The organism is Streptomyces sp. NPDC044984 (genome assembly GCF_040646935.1).
Taxonomy (GTDB): Bacteria; Actinomycetota; Actinomycetes; order Streptomycetales; family Streptomycetaceae; genus Streptomyces.
Window position 1 is genome coordinate 84,270 of sequence record NZ_JBEZBE010000010.1, and the last position, 15,549, is coordinate 99,818.

Consider the following 15,549-nt stretch of genomic DNA (forward strand, 5'->3'; position numbering starts at 1 on the left):
GACGTCGTGCGGGCCCCGGGACGCGAGGCCGGCGAGGACGCACTCATCCGCTGCTCCCTGTACATCAGTCCCCCGCCGAGCCGGGAGACTCCCGAGGGGAGAGCGGGTGACCGTCCACGGCCGCAGTGGCGGCATCACGGTGGCCGTACCGCATGGAAATCGTGTCGGGTTTGACCGTCACCACCGCCTGAGGCCGCGGGTCGCGGGACACGAGCTCGATGCGCGGCCAGCGCTGGAGGATCGCCGCCAGGATGATCTGGAGCTCGGCCCATGCGAAGTTCTCGCCGATGCATTTGCGGCGGCCGTCGCCGAAGGCGAGGAAGGAGCCGCGGGCGGCCGGAGGACGATGTGGGGCCCAGCGGTCGGGGTCGAAGACGTCCGGGGCGGGAAAGCGGGACGGATCGTGCTGGTGGAGGTACGGACTCCAGACCACGTCGGCTCCTTCGGGGATGCGGTGGCCTCCGAGCTCCACGTCGCGGGTGGCGGTGCGGGTGACCATCCAGGCCGGCCCGTACTTGCGGATGGCTTCCCGCAGCACCTGACGGGCGTACGGAAGGTTCTCGAGGTCCGTGTAGCGCAGTGGGCGGTTGCCGCAGGCGTCCGCCAGTTCGGTGCGCAGGCGCTGCTCGACGTCAGGGTGCCGGCTGACCTCGTAGAGAGTCCACGCCAGGGTCGTGCCGGTGGTCTCGATGGCGCCGGTCAGCAGGGTGATGGCCTCGTCCTGCAGGTGCCGGCGCGTCAAGGGCCGGTCCGCGGTGAGGAGTGCGGCGAACAGACCACCCTGGGCCGATGGTGCGTGCGGGCACGCCGGGCCGGTGTCCGCGTCGTGGGGCGGCTCGCTCGGCAGGGACGTGCGGTGGTGGTCGATGGCCCGGTCGACGAGATCGCGGAGTCGCGCGACGCGTGCGGCGTGCGCGCGGTTGGCGGGCAGCGGCAGACGGGTGGCCCAGGGCGGCAGGACGGTCTGCCGGATGGTGCCTCGCATGATGGCCGGCATCAGGGCGGTGAACTCGGTCCGCAGGTGCTCGGGCAGGTCGGTGCCGAAGAGGGCGACGAGGAACGCGGCCAGGGTGAGGTCGTTCATGTCGGCGAAGACGTCGCGCTTCTCGTTCTCCCGCCATGCCCCGACCATCGACCGGACCTGGTCGATCATGGCGCTGCCGCGTGTGGCGATGTGCGCCTTGTTGAACATGGGCTGCATGAGGCGCCGGTTGCGCAGGTGCGTGTCGCCGTCGGCGACGGTGGCCAGGCCGTCGCCGAAGAAGACGCGCAACGCGTCGATGATCTTTCCGCCCTTGGCGTAGTGGGCGGCCTCGGTGACCAGAACTCTGCGGGTCAGGTCGGGATCGGTGACGACGTAGGCGGCGGTCGGTCCGATGCGTATGCGTACGACGCTGCCGTGCCGGCGAAGCGACGTGACGAAGGGCAGGGGGTCACGTGCGAGGCGGTGGGCATGGCCCAGCAGGGGCAGGGCCCCGGGTGCGGTCCGGGTGGGGACGGGTATGACGGGTGGGGCGGTCACAGCCGTGGTGCTCCTCGTGTGAGTCCGTCGGGGCGGCCGATGTCTGCCCAGGACCGCGGTGCGGGATGCGGCGACTCCATGACGTGTGCGTCACATCCCGCCCGCTCGCCCCCGCTCGGTCTGTACCCGGGCCCGGAGCCGGCCGGATCGCCTGTACCGACGGTGGCGGGAACCTAGCGGACCGGGTCCACGTCGGTGTGCAGCATGTCGTGGTCCGAGTACGGGGTGGGTTCCACGCGGTGCTCGAGCGGGGTGACGCCTCGCAGGAAGACGTAGTCGAACTTGCTGTGCCAGTCGGTGGTCGGTTCGCAGGTGCCGGCGTACGAGGGACGGCACCGGGGATCCGTGTCCTCGGCCAGTGCCCAGATCGGGGTCAGTTCGGGAGCGTCCGGCACGGCGTTGAAGTCTCCGAGAACGATCGCGCGGTCGTGCCGGGCGACGACCGCGGCGAGTACGCCGGCCTGGTCCGCCCTCACCGCTTCCTGACGCCGTTCGGCGAGGTGCGTGTTGAAGACCCGTACGGACCGGCCGCCCACCACGGTGGTGACCGCCATGTACCCACGGTCCTCGGATCCTCCGTCGGGGTACTCCACGTTGACCCGGTCCGTCATCGGTGCCGCCGAGAGGATCGCCTGGCCGTAGGCTCCCGGACTCCACGGCGCTCCCCCGCAGCGGCCCCAGTTCCGCAGGACCGTTCCGTACTCGACGTGGTAGACCAGTCCGTAGAGGCGCCGCAGATAGTCCCGGATCCTCTCGACGTCCCGCACGCACGCTTCTTGCAGGCCGATGACCTGGGGCGCGTACGTGGCGATCTCCGCCGCCCGGTCGACGTTGCTCGTCTCGCAGGGGTTGCAGATGTTCCACGTCATGACCCGGTTCGGTACGACGTCCTCGGCGGCACCGACGGGCAGGGGCCTGGCGAAGGGGGCTCCGCTCGGTGCGCTGGAGCCGAGGAGCACCATGCAGGCCATGATCACGGCGCCCGTGAGCAACCGCGCGCCCCTTCCGAGCACTGTCGCCTCCTCGATGTGCGGACACCTGGCATCCGGTGCTTCCCCGCACGAGCTTATGGGACGGTGTCGTCGGCGACACGGGCGCGTCCGGCCGGTGGGACCGTCCGCCCGGTCCCGGGAGCAGGAACGACGCGACCCGGCACGTGACCGATCATTGCGCCATGGATGTCATCGAGTTGCTCGAGTCGGCTTCGCTCCTGGTTCCGGAGGAGATCGCCACGGGGAACGACATCACGGTGGGGGACGTCTGGGACCACCTCGCCCACGACGAGTGGCAGATCGCGCTGAACCTGCTGGAGGAGCTCGGGGACGGACATCCGCTGCCCCTGACGTTCTGGGAGCGGCTTGCCGGGGCGGCCGAGCGGCTTCACCTCGAGCGGAGCGCGGCCTGGTGCCACCGGCGGTGCTCCGAGATCCGGAACGGGGTGATCCGGGCCGATCTGACGCTTCGTCCGGTTGCCGAGTCACGGCGCAGGACGCCGATCTCCGGTCATGGTGAGCTGCGGCCCATGTGGGACATCGGGAACCTCTCACCCACCGGTGGTGTCACGGTGAGCATCGCCCGGCTCCGGGTCGAGGACGTGCCCTTCCTGGAACCCGGCGGCCGGGCCGCTGTTCGTCTCGTTCCCCTCACCCCCTCGCACTGGAGGCACGTCGAAGCCGGCCGGCGGATCAGCATGCACGAGGACCGGACGGTGGCCGGCACGGCAGTCGTGACGGAGGTTCACCTCCCCCTGTGAATCCTTTGGATCCTCAGCCGGTGTGGAGGATCCGAAAACGGTCGGGGTTCGCCGGGTCCCGGTCGACGACCTGGACCGGCGGCCAGGCCCACTGCCGGACGCTGCTGCCCGGCGGGCGGGAGAACCGGATCCGCCCGCGGGTGCCTTCGACTGCGGCGCACGGCCAGGGTTCGGCCGTGCGCGCCCGTCCCCCGCCGTGAGAACGCAGTGCGTCGGCGAGGACGGCGACCGTGTCGTAGCCCTCGAAGGCGACGAAGGAGGGTGCTTCGGCCAGCCGCTCGCGCAGCACCGCCTCGACCCGTGCGCCGAGCGGGCCGAGGCGCTCGGGCAGGTAGCGCAGGAACGGGACCGCGGCGCCGTCGTCGCCCAGCAGCGTCGCCCATCGGGTGAACTCCGGTTGCCCGGCCGGAGCACCGACCATGACCTCGGCGAGGCGCCGGTCCCGGCGGACGGACCTGACGATCGACACGGCCGGCTCCGGGTGGCCGACCAGAAGGAGGAGGGCTGTCGCGCGGTGGTCGACGAGTGCGTCGCACACGGCCGTGGGGGTGAGCGCACTCATGTCGAGTCCGGTCACGGTGCCGCCGCGTGGTGCGAGGTGGTCCCGCAGGATGCGGGATCCGGATGCCCAGTAGGCACTCGGTTCGGTGGCCACGGCGATGCGGCTGTGGCCCGCGCCGAGGAGGAAGTCCGCGTAGATCCGCCAGCCGTGGGACTGTGCCGGGGCGAGGCGCGCGACCCATCGCGTCGGCTGCTCGGTGAGCGCGTCGAGCACCGCCGACGAGCAGAGGAACGGCAGGCCGAGGGCGTCGGCCCGGGCGGCGACGGCGCGGGCGGCGACGCTGTGGTACTCCCCCGCCAAGGCGGCCACGCCCAGGCGGGCCAGTTCGTCCACGGCCGCCGCCGCCCTGTGCGGATCGGCCGCGGTGTCCCGGACCACCAGCTCGAGTGGCCTTCCGGCGATCCCGCCGCCGTCGTTGACGTCGCGAACGGCCAGCTCGAGTCCGGCGAGCAGGTGCCGGCCCGCCTCGGTCCAGCCGGGCCGGGTCAGCGGTACGAGAGCGCCGATCCGGACGGCCCGTTCGGCTTCGGACGGCGGTGCTGACGGCGCGTTCATGCGTCGGCGTCTCCTGTGGGGCGGTTCGGTCGCGTGCCGCCCGGATCGCGGAAGGGTGAGGGGCGCGCCCGGATCGTCATGCCGGACATCGCATCCACCACCGCCGCCGGCGGGCAACCGATTATGCGCGCGCTGCTCCCTTCCCCACCACTCGCCCGTTCACTCCGTCGCGCGGGCCCTTCGCGAGCGGCCGTCTCCCCGCGGCCCGTCCGGGAATAGCCGCGGTCCCGCGCCGTGTTGCCGCGAGCATGACGACGAATGCGCCGCGGCCCGAGGTACTGCGCTACACCGCCTTCTCCAGCAGCCCCGACGGCGGAAACCCCGCCGGTGTCGTGCTGGACGCCACCGCTCTGGACGACGGGGACATGCTGGCCGTCGCCGCCGATCTCGGGTACTCGGAGTCCGCGTTCCTCACCGCGCCCCCGGAGGGCCTCGACGGTCCCGAGGGGCGGGTGTACGGCATCCGTTACTTCAGTCCCAAGGCCGAGGTGCCGTTCTGCGGGCACGCCACCGTCGCGACCGCCGTCGCCCTCGCCGAGCGGACGGGCCCTGGGGAGCTGGTGTTCGCGACGCGGGCCGGCACCGTGCCGGTGGAGGTGACCGAGGAGGGCGGGACGCTCAGCGCCACGCTCACCAGCGTCGAGCCGCACGTCGCGGAGATCGCCGACGCCGACCTCACGGAGGCGCTCGCCGCGCTGGGCTGGCCGGCCGCCGATCTCGATCCGGCCTTCCCGCCCCGTATCGCGTTCGCCGGCGCCCGTCATCTCGTGCTCGCGGCGGCGACGCGGGCCCGTCTCGCGGATCTCTCGTACGACTTCGCGCGCCTCGAAGCCCTCATGCACCGCCTGGATCTGACCACCGTCCAGCTGGTGTGGCGGGAGTCGGCCACCGTCTTCCACGTCCGTGACCCGTTCCCCGTCGGCGGCGTCGTCGAGGACCCGGCGACCGGCGCCGCGGCGGCGGCGTTCGGAGCGTACGCCCGTGAGCTCGGGCTGGTCCCCGAGGACGCCGTCCTCACCCTGCACCAGGGCGAGGACCTGGGCCGCCCGGGCCGGCTCACGGTGACGCTGCGCGCGGGTGACCCGCGCGTCCGGGTCGGCGGCGCGGGAGCCCGCATCGGCTGAGGGGCCGTTCTCCCGCGGTGCGCGCTCGCCGCCCGACCGGCTCCGCCGTCCCCGTGCCACCACCCGAAGCCGGTCGCCTTCGTCCCGCCCGTCGTTGGCGCCGCGCGAACTGTCCGCGTGTGCGCCGGAGATCGCGCGGGCGTCGCGGCCGACGCCGAGGCGCATGGTGGCGGCCCGTGCGGCTTCGGGCGGGAGACGACCGGCGATCGACGGTGCCCTGATGCGTACGCTGGGGACCGACCGTGGCCCCGACGTGCGGCGCGGTCTCGCGCACAACCCCCGCGTGCCGCTCGGCGTGCTCTCCCGCCTGGCCGGCGTCGTCAGGATCGGCCCGACGCTGCTGCCGAGGATCGCGGCCGCCTCTCCCCTCGAGGTCGGGGAACTGTCCAGGTCGCCGAATCCGGCCGTGCGGATGCTCCTGGCCGAACGACGCGATCTGCCGGCCGGGATCCGCGACGTCCTGGCCGATGATCCCGACGCGAAGGTGGTCAAGTCCATCGCGCCCCACCCGGGCCTCTCCGAGGCGCAGCTGCGCCGTACGGTCGAACGGTACGGGGTTCGGGCCCTCGCCGAAGTGGCGGCCAATCCGGACGCACCGCCGGCGCTGCTGGAGGACCCGGCCGCACATGTGCCGCCGGTGCGGAAGGCGTTCCGTGAAATCGCCCGGCACCGCAACGCGACGGGCCCGGCGCTCCTCGCCTGCCTGGCGGACGAGCAGGCACGGCCCGTGGCCGCCGGGCATCCGTCCCTCCCGCCGTCGGTCGTGGCCGAACTGCTCCCCGCCGACGACCGGTACGTCGTGGAAGCCACCGCCGCCAACCCATCGCTGCCACCGTCCGTGATGTCGGAGGTGGTGCCGGAGCCGCGCGGCCATGGGGCCGATACGGCACGCCGTCCAGCCGTGCGACCGCTCGGGCCTCACCCGTGACCAGGAACTCGACGGTGTGCTTCCGTGTCCCGGCTCCGGCACGTCGTCGACCTGGCGGTCCGGGTGATGTCGGACCCGTTCGGGCAGGTTCTCCCGGTAGGCCCGCTCACGCCGTCGAGGTGCCGTCCGATGCGGCCGAGGGCTGCGGCGATCACCGTGCGACAGCGATCGCCGTCCACGACGGGGCGGCGGCGGACGGGCTCGCGCGGGCCCGGGACACCTGTGCCGGGCCCGCGCGGGCCCGGGTCAGCGTCGGCGGGACCAGCCGGTCCCGATTCCCGCCACGTGCAGGGCCAGGGCGGTCAGCCCCAGCAGCATGACGTTCACCGAAGAGAACACGTCGTTGGTGCCGATCTCCGCCGCGTTGATCAGAAACGCGATGAAGAAAAGCACCGCCGCGACCATACCGAGCATGAACGAACTCCTCTCATAGGGATGAAGCCCGTATGCCCGGCCGTCGCGCTCACAGACGCGGACACACGCGACCTGGTACCGCGTGGCCCGTTCGCTGACGGCCGCAGGGCACACGGTGGTCCGCCCCGACCGGGGCGTACGGGGTCCACCGGGCCGTTCCGGGCGGGCGGCCGCGGGCCCGGCGGCCGCCCGCCCGGAACGGCCGTCAGGGCTGCTCGAAACGCGTGTTCGCCGGGCCCGCCATCCTGCCCGCCGGACGGCGCGTCCCGGCTTCCCAGAGGCACCAGGTCGACCACAGCAGCAGGACGAGGAAGACCGCGAGCAGGCCCAACAGCACCACGATCTGCCGTGCCGACCCGTTCTCCTGCACCAGGGTCAGCAACAGACAGAGAGTCCAGGCGACCACGCCGCCCGCATACACGGCTCTGAGCTGTCGCAACTGACTCATCGATTCCACCATCGCCCTCCTGAGCCGTACCGTCACGCGTCACCCAGCCGGTACCCCCGTCGCGCCACTTCACCGCACACGATCGTGGTCGATCCCGCGGTCGGCCGTCGATCCGACTCGTCCGCCGTGGACGGTGGTTCACGGCAGGGATGTGATCGCCCGCATCGCCCGCACGTCGACCGTGCCGTCCACGGCGAGCGGACGTTCCCGCGGATCCGGTGGCACAAGGCCGGTGCACTGGTGGACAGTCTCCGTATGAACCCGGCAACCGGCCACAGCGGAGAACAAGTCCCTTCCCTCAACTCCCTTCTCGCGCAGTGGAGTGCTCTGGTGAACGATGTGGAAGAGGGCTACTCGTGGTGCGCGCCGGAGCTCAGCAACGACCTCTCGTGCCGAGACGCGCTCGCGAGAGTCCGGCCGCTGCTGTCCCCGCGTGTCCGCACGATCAGGCAACCGGAACTCGACGGCATCGACGACCGCTATCGCCGCGCGACGATTCCGTGACCCGGCCGTCCGGAGCAGGGCGCTCGATGGTGGACATGGCGTGTTCCCCGGATCCTTGAGGTCGAGGCCTCGGAGCAACGGGATCCGGACTGGCCCCTGGGATGGGAGATGACGCCGTTCCCCCGGCCCGCTTCCGTGGCGGTCGTCACCTATCCATGACATGCCTCCCTGCTCCCGACCGAGCTGATCGGCAGGTTCGGGACCGACGCCGGGACGCGGCCGGCAGGCGACGCCCACGGCGGTCTCGTCACGTCTCCCCGGCCCGGCGGCGGAAGTTCACCCGCACCCGGGGGTGAACAGGCGGCGGTCACGGCCGACGGGCCGGCGCCCGCCCGGTGAAGGGCGCCGACGCGTCGGTCGTGTGCGGTCAGTGGCCGGCGGTCAGTTCGCCGCTGAGCTTGCCGTGGAGTCGGGCGCTCGGGTCGTTGAGACCGGTGATCTCGACGGCCTTGCCGCGCTGGGCGTACTTGGTCTCGACGGCGTCCAGGGCCGCGACGGAGGAGGCGTCCCAGATGTGCGCCGAGCTCAGGTCGATGACGACCTTCGCCGGATCGCCCGCGTAGTCGAACCTGCCGACGAGGTCGCCCACGGAGGCGAAGAACAGCTCGCCGGTGACCCGGTAGACCACGGTGGTGCCGTCGGGGTCGGTGACGGCGGAGACCTCGGCGAGGTGGGCGACGCGCTTGGCGAAGACGACCATGGCGGTGATCGAGCCGGCGACGACACCGACGGCGAGGTTGTGGGTGGCCACGACGCAGGCCACGGTGACCACCATGACGGTGATCTCCCCCGCGGGCATCCGCCGGAGTGTCCTCGGGGCGATGGAGTGCCAGTCGAACGTCGCGAACGACACCATGACCATGACGGCGACCAGGGCGGCCATGGGGATGTCGGAGACGACGGGGCCGAAGACGATGCACAGCACCATCAGGAAGGACCCGGCCAGGAACGTCGACAGACGGGTGCGGGCTCCGGAGACCTTCACGTTGATCATGGTCTGGCCGATCATGGCGCAGCCGCCCATGCCGCCGAAGAAGCCGGTGACGATGTTCGCGACGCCCTGGCCGATCGACTCGCGGGTCTTGGAGGAGTGGGTGTCGGTGATGTCGTCCACCAGCTTGGCCGTCATCAGCGACTCCATCAGGCCGACCAGCGCCATGGCCAGCGCGTAGGGGGCGACGGTGGTCAGGGTGTCCATCGTGAACGGCACGTCGGGCAGGCCCGGGACGGGCAGGGAGGACGGCAGGTCGCCCTTGTCGCCCACGGTGGGCACCGCGATGCCGGCGGCCACCGTGATGACGGTCAGGACGACGATGGAGACCAGCGGCGCCGGGATCACCTTGGTGACCTTCGGGAAGAACACCATCAGGGCCAGGCCGCCGATGATCAGCGGGTAGACCGCCCAGGGCACATCGCGCATTTCCGGCACCTGGGCCATGAAGATCAGAACGGCCAGGGCGTTGACGAAGCCGACCATGACCGAGCGCGGCACGAACCGCATCAGCTTGGCCACCCCCAGCACGCCCAGGACGATCTGGAAGACGCCGGCGAGGATGACCGCGGCGATCAGGTGACCGAGGCCGTGCTCGCGATTGAGCGGAGCGATGACGAGGGCGACGGCGCCGGTGGCCGCGGAGATCATCGCCCGCCGGCCGCCGACGACGGAGATGACGACGGCCATCGTGAAGGAGGCGAACAGGCCGATGGCCGGATCGACACCGGCGATGATCGAGAACGAGATCGCCTCGGGGATCAGCGCGAGCGCGACCACCAGACCGGCCAGCACCTCGGTGCGCCAGACCTTCGGATCGCGCAGCCAGTCGGGCTTCAGGCCGCGCAGACGCGCGGCCGGGGACGGGACGGAAACAGAGGAGGACAACGAAACAGGTACCTGTCGTGCTCGGGCACGCCCTTCTCGGCGGGCGCGCGGGAGGAACACGGTGGTGCCGGCCGGCACCCCGCAGGCGGCCCGTGGGAGACGGAGCCGAAGTCGAAGAGGGATCCGGCGAGGGCCTGTCAGGACGCGGCCGGGCTCAGATCCGGGGGCGGAGCGTCACGGCGGGCAGGCGGCAGCGCTGGGCGTCATGGGCTCGCGCACACTCGTCTCCTGCCGGGAATCACGTCTTCGCCGGAGGCGCCATCGGCCCCGACACGGCAACGGCGGGACCGCGACAAGGCCGTCCCCGCCACCCGCGACTCTACCCTAACGTTAGAGTAGAGATCGGTGAGGCGTGCAGGGGCGGCTCGCCACGGCGCGGGAAGGACCGGAATGACGGGCGCGGACGGCAGGCACATGCAGATCGGCGAGGTCGCCGCACGTACGGAGCTGTCCCTGCGCACGATCCGGCACTACGAGGAGGCCGGGCTGGTCATCCCCTCCGCCCGCTCCCAGGGCGGCTTCCGCCTCTACACCGACAACGACGTGCAGCGGCTCATGGTGATCCGTCGCATGAAGCCGCTCGGCTTCTCCCTCGAGCAGATGCGCGACCTGCTGGACGCCACCGACCGCCTCGACGCCGGCACGGAACTCGGCGCCGAGGAGCGGGAGATGCTGCTGGAGCGCGTCCGCGGTTACGAACGGGCCGCCGACGAACAGGTCGCCAAGCTCCGCGTCCAGCTCGCCCGTGCCGAGGACTTCGCCACCACACTGCGCACCCGCCTGGAGCAGGACTCTCCCGCGGCCCGCGCCTGAGCCGGGCGGTCGGGCAGTTCCTGACTCCCGCGGAACTGTCAGTGGTGGGTGACAGCATCGGAGCATGACGGAGAACTTACCTTTCGATTGGCGGTCCTTCCTGCTCGAGTGGAGCGGGGAGTGGGCGGATTCCCTGCCGGACGGCGAGGCGCGGAGTGAAGAGGACGAGGCCGCCCGGCAGGCGCGGTGGCTGGGGTTCCCGCCCGCGTCCGAGGAGCGGATCACGGCCCTGGAGAAGCGCCTCGGCCGGCGGATGCCGCCCTCGTACCGGGAGTTCCTGAAGGTCAGCGACGGGTGGCGGCACGCGGGCGGGTTCGTGTCGCTGCTGGCGGGGACCGCGGACGCGGACTGGCACAACGACGAGTCGGGACTCGCGGTCATGTTCGAGGAGTACCTGGACGAGGACGCCGGGCCCGAGGAGCGGTGGGAGGTGGACATCTGGCGGCGCGGGCTGCAGCTCGACGTCGAGTCCGACGTCACCTACGTCCTGTTGGATCCTGAGGACGTGGCTGAGGACGGCGAGTGGGCCGTGTACACGTGGGCGAGCTGGCGGGCCGAGCCGCCCAGGCGGTACGCGAGCTTCCTCGCGTTCATGCGGGACATGCACCGGGAGTTCCACAGCCTGCGGGCCCGGCCGGGCGACGGGGAGCCGGAGTTCGTCAACGACACGACGCGGAAGCTGGACGCCCTCGTGGAGGAGGCCCGGCTGGAGGCGCTGCGCGGCGGTTGGGAACGGGCCGTGGAGGCTTTGGACGAGGCCAAGGAGTACGGCAGACCCCGCGCCGCCGGGCTGGGCGACCAGATACGCCGGCTGCTCGGACAGACCTCCCTGGTCTACTTCGACGGCCTGGTGACGGACCCGCGGTACGCGCCCGAACTGCTGCCGCCCCTGGTCGCCGAGCACGCGGCGCACTCGTACCGGGACGACTCCACGCTGAAGTTCCATCTGCGGGGCGCCGATGAGGACCTGCTGTCACTGGCTCACGCGACGCTGGAGCAGGTGCGCGGCGGCACGTACCGATACACGGCGGACGGACCGTTCGGGGAGGCGGTGGAGCGGGCCCGGGAGCTGGCGCGGTGGGGGGACACCGACGGGGCATGGCGGACCCTGATGGGCGCCCTGCCCCTGTGGAAGCCGCTGGGACCGGACCACCTGGCGCCGCTGGGGTGGGTGGCCGACCCCCTGCTCGGGCCGCTGCTGGCCCCGGAGCGGGGCCGCGAGCTGCTGTCCGCTCCGAGAGGCGGGCAGACGGGCGAGGCACCGGGGCCGACGACCGGGCTCGACCCGGGCGGCCTGGCCTGGCTCGCGGAGCCCGACCCCGGCAACAACCGTACGTCCTACCGGTTCGTCCTGGTGGAAGGGGTGGAGCCGGAGGAACTGCCCGCTCGCCTGGCGGACGGGGACGACACGGTGCTGAACGAACCCATGACCCTCTGGGAGGCGCGCCACAGGTTGCTGCACCACCGGAGGGAGTTCTCCTCCTACGACGACAAGGCCCTCATGGCGGTCGGCCGGGCCGGCCCCGGCTGGAGTTTCGCCTTCGAAGGCGACCCTGCCGCGTTCGACCGTCGGCGGTTCGTCTCCCCCGCCCCGGCCGCCGGCGCGGGCACCCGCGCGGTGGTGGTGTGGAGCGGCCTCAGGGCATGGCACGGGGAGCCGTTCTTCCATCTCTCGGTGGCGCGCGACGGCGCCGAGCAGTACGCGTTCACCTACGCGGACGGAGAGGTCCGGCGCAGCGGGGACATACCGCGGGCGCTGGACCCGAGCCGGTTCTTCGGCGCCTCGGAGGACGCCGCCGAGGTGGAACGGCCGCTGCTGGAAGCGGTGGCCGGGGAGTTCGGCGCGCATCTGCCGCGCCACGCGATCGTCAGCGGGCGGCTGCACACGTTCACCACCCGCTCCTGGACACGGCCACCGAGGGACGGCGAGACGTACGCGGTGATCCGCATGGGTTGAGGAGCCGTGCCTCTGACGGACAGCGGGCGGACGGACGACGGTCCGGAAAGCAGGTGGAGGCCGGCCGGGGCCACCGGGCCGGCCTTTCGCTCTCAGCTTGACCCTGTCGGGGACCTTGGAACGGTCGAGGTCAACTGCCGAGCGTTCTCCAGGACTTCGACCGTGGGATGCCGTGCTGGTCCAGGAGTGTCTGGAAGGCGGTCGGTGGCCGTGGTGAGGGGGTTTCCTCAGTCGGTGGCAGGCCGCTGAGGCGTTCGATGTTCACGGCGATGGCCGTGAGTACGTGTTGCAGATGGGTCTTCGGCTGTCCCCGGTAGCGGCAGTGGCGCATGCCGTGTCCGTGGGCGAGGCAATCGCACGACACGGCGGGAGAGTTGAAGCGGGCGGGCTCGGGCGCGTACAACAACGACAACAGGGCCTCCGGGAACCGCTCGGAATGGGATCGCACCCCCGAGCTACCAGGAGGCCCTGCCCTCATGCACGTACGGCCGGAAGATCACCCGACCAGGAACCCTGTTCGACTTGCAGATTCCATGATCGGTTGAGATACGGCTTCTCACTCAACTCCAGCGGACGTGACCTCGTAGCGGGTCTTCCGCAGATCCCGATGCGCTCAAAACCCGGTGAACCGATTCACGGCCGACTTCGTCTAGACGGTTGAGATTCGTAGACGCTGTTATCCGGGTGCGCCCGTACCGTCAAGCCGCAGCCCTTCCATAGAGGTAAACATGTCCCTTTCCGTAATCCTGCTCTTCTTTGTCACAGCCGTCACGCTTTTTGTATACAGGTTCGTGCAACGCCGACTGACCATCGGCGCCGCGTTGGGAGTGACGGTTGGCGCTCTGGGGCTCCAGCTGTTCGGCCTTTGGGTCATGGCCGAGCTCACATTCGCCAACATGGGCTGAGCTCGACTCTGCCGGGCACCGTGTGTTCTCAACCCGACCGGCACCGCCAGGGCACCCGGACGAGCCCCCCATCAGGCCCGTCACGGACCATGGGATGAGAAGCACGCACTCACCGTCCGTCACGGACCACGACGACCGGACAGGCGGCGTCGACGGCGTGGACCGGGGCGGGTGCGCGGTCGCGAGCGGCTCCGGCTCACTTCCCGTGCGGGTCGGTGCCGTTGAGTGTCTCGACGACCTGGTCGTAGTCGCCGCGGGCCTCGCCGTAGCGCAGGAACTTCACGCGCTCGACCTGGATCTCCTTCGCGTCGGGCCGGGCCTCGAGCAGGCCCACCGCCTCGGTGACGAACTCGTCGAGCGGCATGGCGTGTTCGTTGTCCTCGTGTCCGGGCAGCAGTGCGGTGCGCACGGACGGCGGTACGAGTTCCACGACCTTCACCGAGGTGCCGGCGAGCTGCAGCCGGACGGACTCGCTGAGCATGTGGATCGCCGCCTTCGAGGCGTTGTAGCTCGGCGTGGCCCTGAGCGGCGTGAAGGCCAGACCCGAGGAGACGGTCATGATCGTGGCGTCCGGCTGCGCCTGCAGGTGCTCGACGAACGCGGCGATCAGACGGATCGGACCGAGCACGTTCGTCGTCACCGTGGACTCCGCGGAGGCGAGGAACGACGCGGGGTCGCGCCAGTCCTCGACGCGCATCACGCCGGCCATGGTGACGAGGACGTTGAGGTCCGGGTGCCGGCCCAGCACCTGCTTCGCGGCGGAGGTGATGCTCTCGGCGTCCGTGGTGTCGATCTGCACGGTGTCGATGCCGGGGTGCTCGGCCGCGATCCTTTCCAGCAGCTCGGCGCGCCGACCGCCGACGATGACGGTGTTCCCCCTGGCCTTCAGCTCGAGGGCGAGGGCGAGACCGATGCCGCTGGTGGAGCCGGGGATGAAGACGGTGTTTCCGGAGATGTTCATGCCCCGATCGTCGCCGGTCCGCCGCCGCGGGGGCAGAGACCGGTTGTCGGGGGATCGGCGATCCCTGGCTCGCCCACCGGTGCCGGACGATAATCGGCCCCATGGACCGTGCAGCACTGGCCGACTTCCTGCGCCGCCGCCGCGAGGCGCTCCAGCCGGAGGACGTCGGCCTTCCCACCGGCGCACGCCGACGGACCCGGGGTCTGCGGCGTGAGGAGGTCGCGTCCCTGGCCGTGATGTCGGCCGACTACTACACGCGGCTGGAGCAGCGGCGCGGGCCGCAGCCCAGCGAGCACATGCTGGCCTCGCTCGCCCGGGCGCTGCGGCTGACGGGCGACGAGCGCACCTATCTGTACCGGATAGCCGGGCACAACGCACCGGTGCCGCTGTCGGCCTCGCCCCATGTCGCTCCCGCGCTGCTGCGGGTGCTGGACCGGCTCGACGACACCCCGGCGCTCGTGCTGACCGACCTGGGCGAGACGCTGGTGCAGAACAGGATGGCCGCCGCCCTGCTCGGGGACGCGTCGCAGCACACGGGTCTCGCCCGCAGCGCGATCTACCGCTGGTTCACCGATCCCGCGGAACGAGCGCGCTACCCCGAGTCCGACCGCGACCGGCAGAGCCGGGCCCAGGTCGCGAACCTGCGCGCCGCCCACGGGCTGCGGGGCCCGCGTTCGCGGGCCGGTGAACTCGTGCGCGCCCTCCAGAGGGCGAACGAGGAGTTCGCCGAGCTGTGGGAGCGGCATGAGGTCGCGCAGCGCTTCGAGGACCACAAGACGCTCATCCACCCGGAACTCGGCGCGATCGAGCTGGACTGCCAGGCGCTGTTCACCGAGGACCAGTCCCAGACGCTGCTCGTGCTCACGGCTCCGCCGCGCACCGAGGGCCACGAGAAGCTGCAACTGCTCGCCGTGCTCGGCCTGGACCGATTCGCCGAGGCGGAGGGCTAGATCGGCCGGTCCGACGAGCCGTCGCCGGCGAGGGCGCACAGCCGCACCTCGAGCACGTTCCGTATCCGGACGCGTTTCCCCGGAGGGCGCGACCGCGGGGCGTCCGGTCGCTCCCCCGTGCCGTGGCTCGGTGGTCGCGCGGGCGTCGCCGCTTCCGTACGCCGGAAACGGTGCTCACCGCCGCGATGAGTTCCGGCCCCGGCGCGAGTCTCTTCTGGTGACCGCCGTAGAGCGTCGCCGTACGGCGCTGTCCGGCACGAGACACCACGGAGGA

Annotated in this window: 14 protein-coding genes and 2 pseudogenes; 8 read left to right on the forward strand and 8 right to left on the reverse strand. The window is 71.5% G+C overall.

Annotated elements, in window-relative coordinates; all coding sequences use genetic code 11:
- Positions 1–64: 64 nt before the first annotated feature.
- The gene (locus AB0A94_RS13490; protein ID WP_361743407.1) at positions 65–1,522 is read right to left on the reverse strand and encodes a cytochrome P450; all 1,458 of its coding nucleotides are present in this window, start codon (positions 1,520–1,522) and stop codon (positions 65–67) included.
- Between the two features lie 173 nt (positions 1,523–1,695).
- Entirely contained in the window at positions 1,696–2,493 is a 798-nt protein-coding gene (locus AB0A94_RS13495) for an endonuclease/exonuclease/phosphatase family protein (RefSeq protein ID WP_361743709.1), read from the reverse strand.
- A gap of 203 nt (positions 2,494–2,696) precedes the next feature.
- Here AB0A94_RS13495 and AB0A94_RS13500 point away from each other — a divergent pair, with 203 nt between their 5' ends.
- Positions 2,697–3,275, forward strand: coding sequence for a hypothetical protein (locus AB0A94_RS13500; protein WP_361743410.1), 579 nt, complete (start codon positions 2,697–2,699; stop codon positions 3,273–3,275).
- 13 nt (positions 3,276–3,288) lie between these two features.
- On the opposite strand, the gene AB0A94_RS13505 is transcribed toward AB0A94_RS13500, so the two are convergent.
- Positions 3,289–4,392, reverse strand: a complete 1,104-nt coding sequence (locus tag AB0A94_RS13505) for an ABC transporter substrate-binding protein (RefSeq protein WP_361743412.1) — start codon at positions 4,390–4,392, stop codon at positions 3,289–3,291.
- A 248-nt stretch (positions 4,393–4,640) separates the two neighbouring features.
- On the opposite strand from AB0A94_RS13505, the gene AB0A94_RS13510 reads away from it, so the two are divergent.
- Complete coding sequence (locus AB0A94_RS13510) at positions 4,641–5,516, forward strand: PhzF family phenazine biosynthesis isomerase (protein WP_361743415.1); 876 nt, start codon at positions 4,641–4,643, stop codon at positions 5,514–5,516.
- A gap of 199 nt (positions 5,517–5,715) precedes the next feature.
- Positions 5,716–6,444: pseudogene (locus tag AB0A94_RS13515) on the forward strand (hypothetical protein); the annotation flags it as partial.
- A 246-nt stretch (positions 6,445–6,690) separates the two neighbouring features.
- On the opposite strand, the gene AB0A94_RS13520 reads toward AB0A94_RS13515, so the two are convergent.
- Together AB0A94_RS13520 and AB0A94_RS13525 are read right to left on the reverse strand one after the other, a co-directional pair.
- Positions 6,691–6,858 (reverse strand): hypothetical protein, encoded by a 168-nt coding sequence (locus AB0A94_RS13520; RefSeq protein WP_167353471.1) that lies wholly within the window; start codon positions 6,856–6,858, stop codon positions 6,691–6,693.
- A gap of 205 nt (positions 6,859–7,063) precedes the next feature.
- Positions 7,064–7,306 carry a hypothetical protein gene (locus tag AB0A94_RS13525; RefSeq protein WP_361743418.1) on the reverse strand — a complete coding sequence of 81 codons (243 nt, stop codon included), beginning with the start codon at positions 7,304–7,306 and terminating at the stop codon, positions 7,064–7,066.
- Positions 7,307–7,636: 330 nt separating this feature from the next.
- Between AB0A94_RS13525 and AB0A94_RS13530 the strand changes: the two genes are divergently transcribed.
- On the forward strand, positions 7,637–7,810 hold the full coding sequence (locus AB0A94_RS13530; protein WP_361743421.1) for a hypothetical protein: 174 nt from the start codon (positions 7,637–7,639) through the stop codon (positions 7,808–7,810).
- Positions 7,811–8,177: 367 nt separating this feature from the next.
- Here AB0A94_RS13530 and AB0A94_RS13535 read toward each other — a convergent pair whose 3' ends face one another.
- Positions 8,178–9,689 carry a SulP family inorganic anion transporter gene (locus AB0A94_RS13535; RefSeq protein ID WP_361743424.1) on the reverse strand — a complete coding sequence of 504 codons (1,512 nt, stop codon included), beginning with the start codon at positions 9,687–9,689 and terminating at the stop codon, positions 8,178–8,180.
- A 390-nt stretch (positions 9,690–10,079) separates the two neighbouring features.
- Here AB0A94_RS13535 and AB0A94_RS13540 point away from each other — a divergent pair, with 390 nt between their 5' ends.
- Together AB0A94_RS13540 and AB0A94_RS13545 are read left to right on the forward strand one after the other, a co-directional pair.
- Complete coding sequence (locus AB0A94_RS13540; protein WP_361743427.1) at positions 10,080–10,502, forward strand: MerR family transcriptional regulator; 423 nt, start codon at positions 10,080–10,082, stop codon at positions 10,500–10,502.
- A gap of 64 nt (positions 10,503–10,566) precedes the next feature.
- Entirely contained in the window at positions 10,567–12,459 is a 1,893-nt protein-coding gene (locus AB0A94_RS13545) for an SMI1/KNR4 family protein (protein ID WP_361743430.1), read from the forward strand.
- A gap of 130 nt (positions 12,460–12,589) precedes the next feature.
- On the opposite strand, the pseudogene AB0A94_RS13550 reads toward AB0A94_RS13545, so the two are convergent.
- Positions 12,590–12,796 (reverse strand): annotated as a pseudogene (locus AB0A94_RS13550) (transposase); the annotation flags it as partial.
- Positions 12,797–13,187: 391 nt separating this feature from the next.
- Between AB0A94_RS13550 and AB0A94_RS13555 the strand changes: the two are divergent.
- Positions 13,188–13,364: a hypothetical protein gene (locus AB0A94_RS13555; protein WP_361743433.1), complete on the forward strand. Its 177-nt coding sequence runs from the start codon at positions 13,188–13,190 to the stop codon at positions 13,362–13,364.
- Between the two features lie 196 nt (positions 13,365–13,560).
- Here AB0A94_RS13555 and AB0A94_RS13560 read toward each other — a convergent pair whose 3' ends face one another.
- Entirely contained in the window at positions 13,561–14,325 is a 765-nt protein-coding gene (locus tag AB0A94_RS13560; RefSeq protein WP_361743436.1) for an SDR family NAD(P)-dependent oxidoreductase, read from the reverse strand.
- 101 nt (positions 14,326–14,426) lie between these two features.
- Here AB0A94_RS13560 and AB0A94_RS13565 point away from each other — a divergent pair, with 101 nt between their 5' ends.
- A complete protein-coding gene (locus AB0A94_RS13565; protein ID WP_361743439.1) occupies positions 14,427–15,275 on the forward strand; it encodes a helix-turn-helix transcriptional regulator in 849 nt (282 codons plus the stop codon).
- Positions 15,276–15,549 lie beyond the last annotated feature (274 nt).

Coding starts and splice junctions, on each gene's coding strand:
- AB0A94_RS13495 (WP_361743709.1), bottom strand. CDS start 2,493: ATGGCCTGCATGGTGCTCCTCGGCTCCAGCGCACCGAGCGGAGCCCCC.
- AB0A94_RS13500 (WP_361743410.1), top strand. CDS start 2,697: ATGGATGTCATCGAGTTGCTCGAGTCGGCTTCGCTCCTGGTTCCGGAG.
- AB0A94_RS13505 (WP_361743412.1), bottom strand. CDS start 4,392: ATGAACGCGCCGTCAGCACCGCCGTCCGAAGCCGAACGGGCCGTCCGG.
- AB0A94_RS13510 (WP_361743415.1), top strand. CDS start 4,641: ATGACGACGAATGCGCCGCGGCCCGAGGTACTGCGCTACACCGCCTTC.
- AB0A94_RS13520 (WP_167353471.1), bottom strand. CDS start 6,858: ATGCTCGGTATGGTCGCGGCGGTGCTTTTCTTCATCGCGTTTCTGATC.
- AB0A94_RS13525 (WP_361743418.1), bottom strand. CDS start 7,306: ATGAGTCAGTTGCGACAGCTCAGAGCCGTGTATGCGGGCGGCGTGGTC.
- AB0A94_RS13540 (WP_361743427.1), top strand. CDS start 10,080: ATGACGGGCGCGGACGGCAGGCACATGCAGATCGGCGAGGTCGCCGCA.
- AB0A94_RS13545 (WP_361743430.1), top strand. CDS start 10,567: ATGACGGAGAACTTACCTTTCGATTGGCGGTCCTTCCTGCTCGAGTGG.
- AB0A94_RS13555 (WP_361743433.1), top strand. CDS start 13,188: ATGTCCCTTTCCGTAATCCTGCTCTTCTTTGTCACAGCCGTCACGCTT.
- AB0A94_RS13560 (WP_361743436.1), bottom strand. CDS start 14,325: ATGAACATCTCCGGAAACACCGTCTTCATCCCCGGCTCCACCAGCGGC.
- AB0A94_RS13565 (WP_361743439.1), top strand. CDS start 14,427: ATGGACCGTGCAGCACTGGCCGACTTCCTGCGCCGCCGCCGCGAGGCG.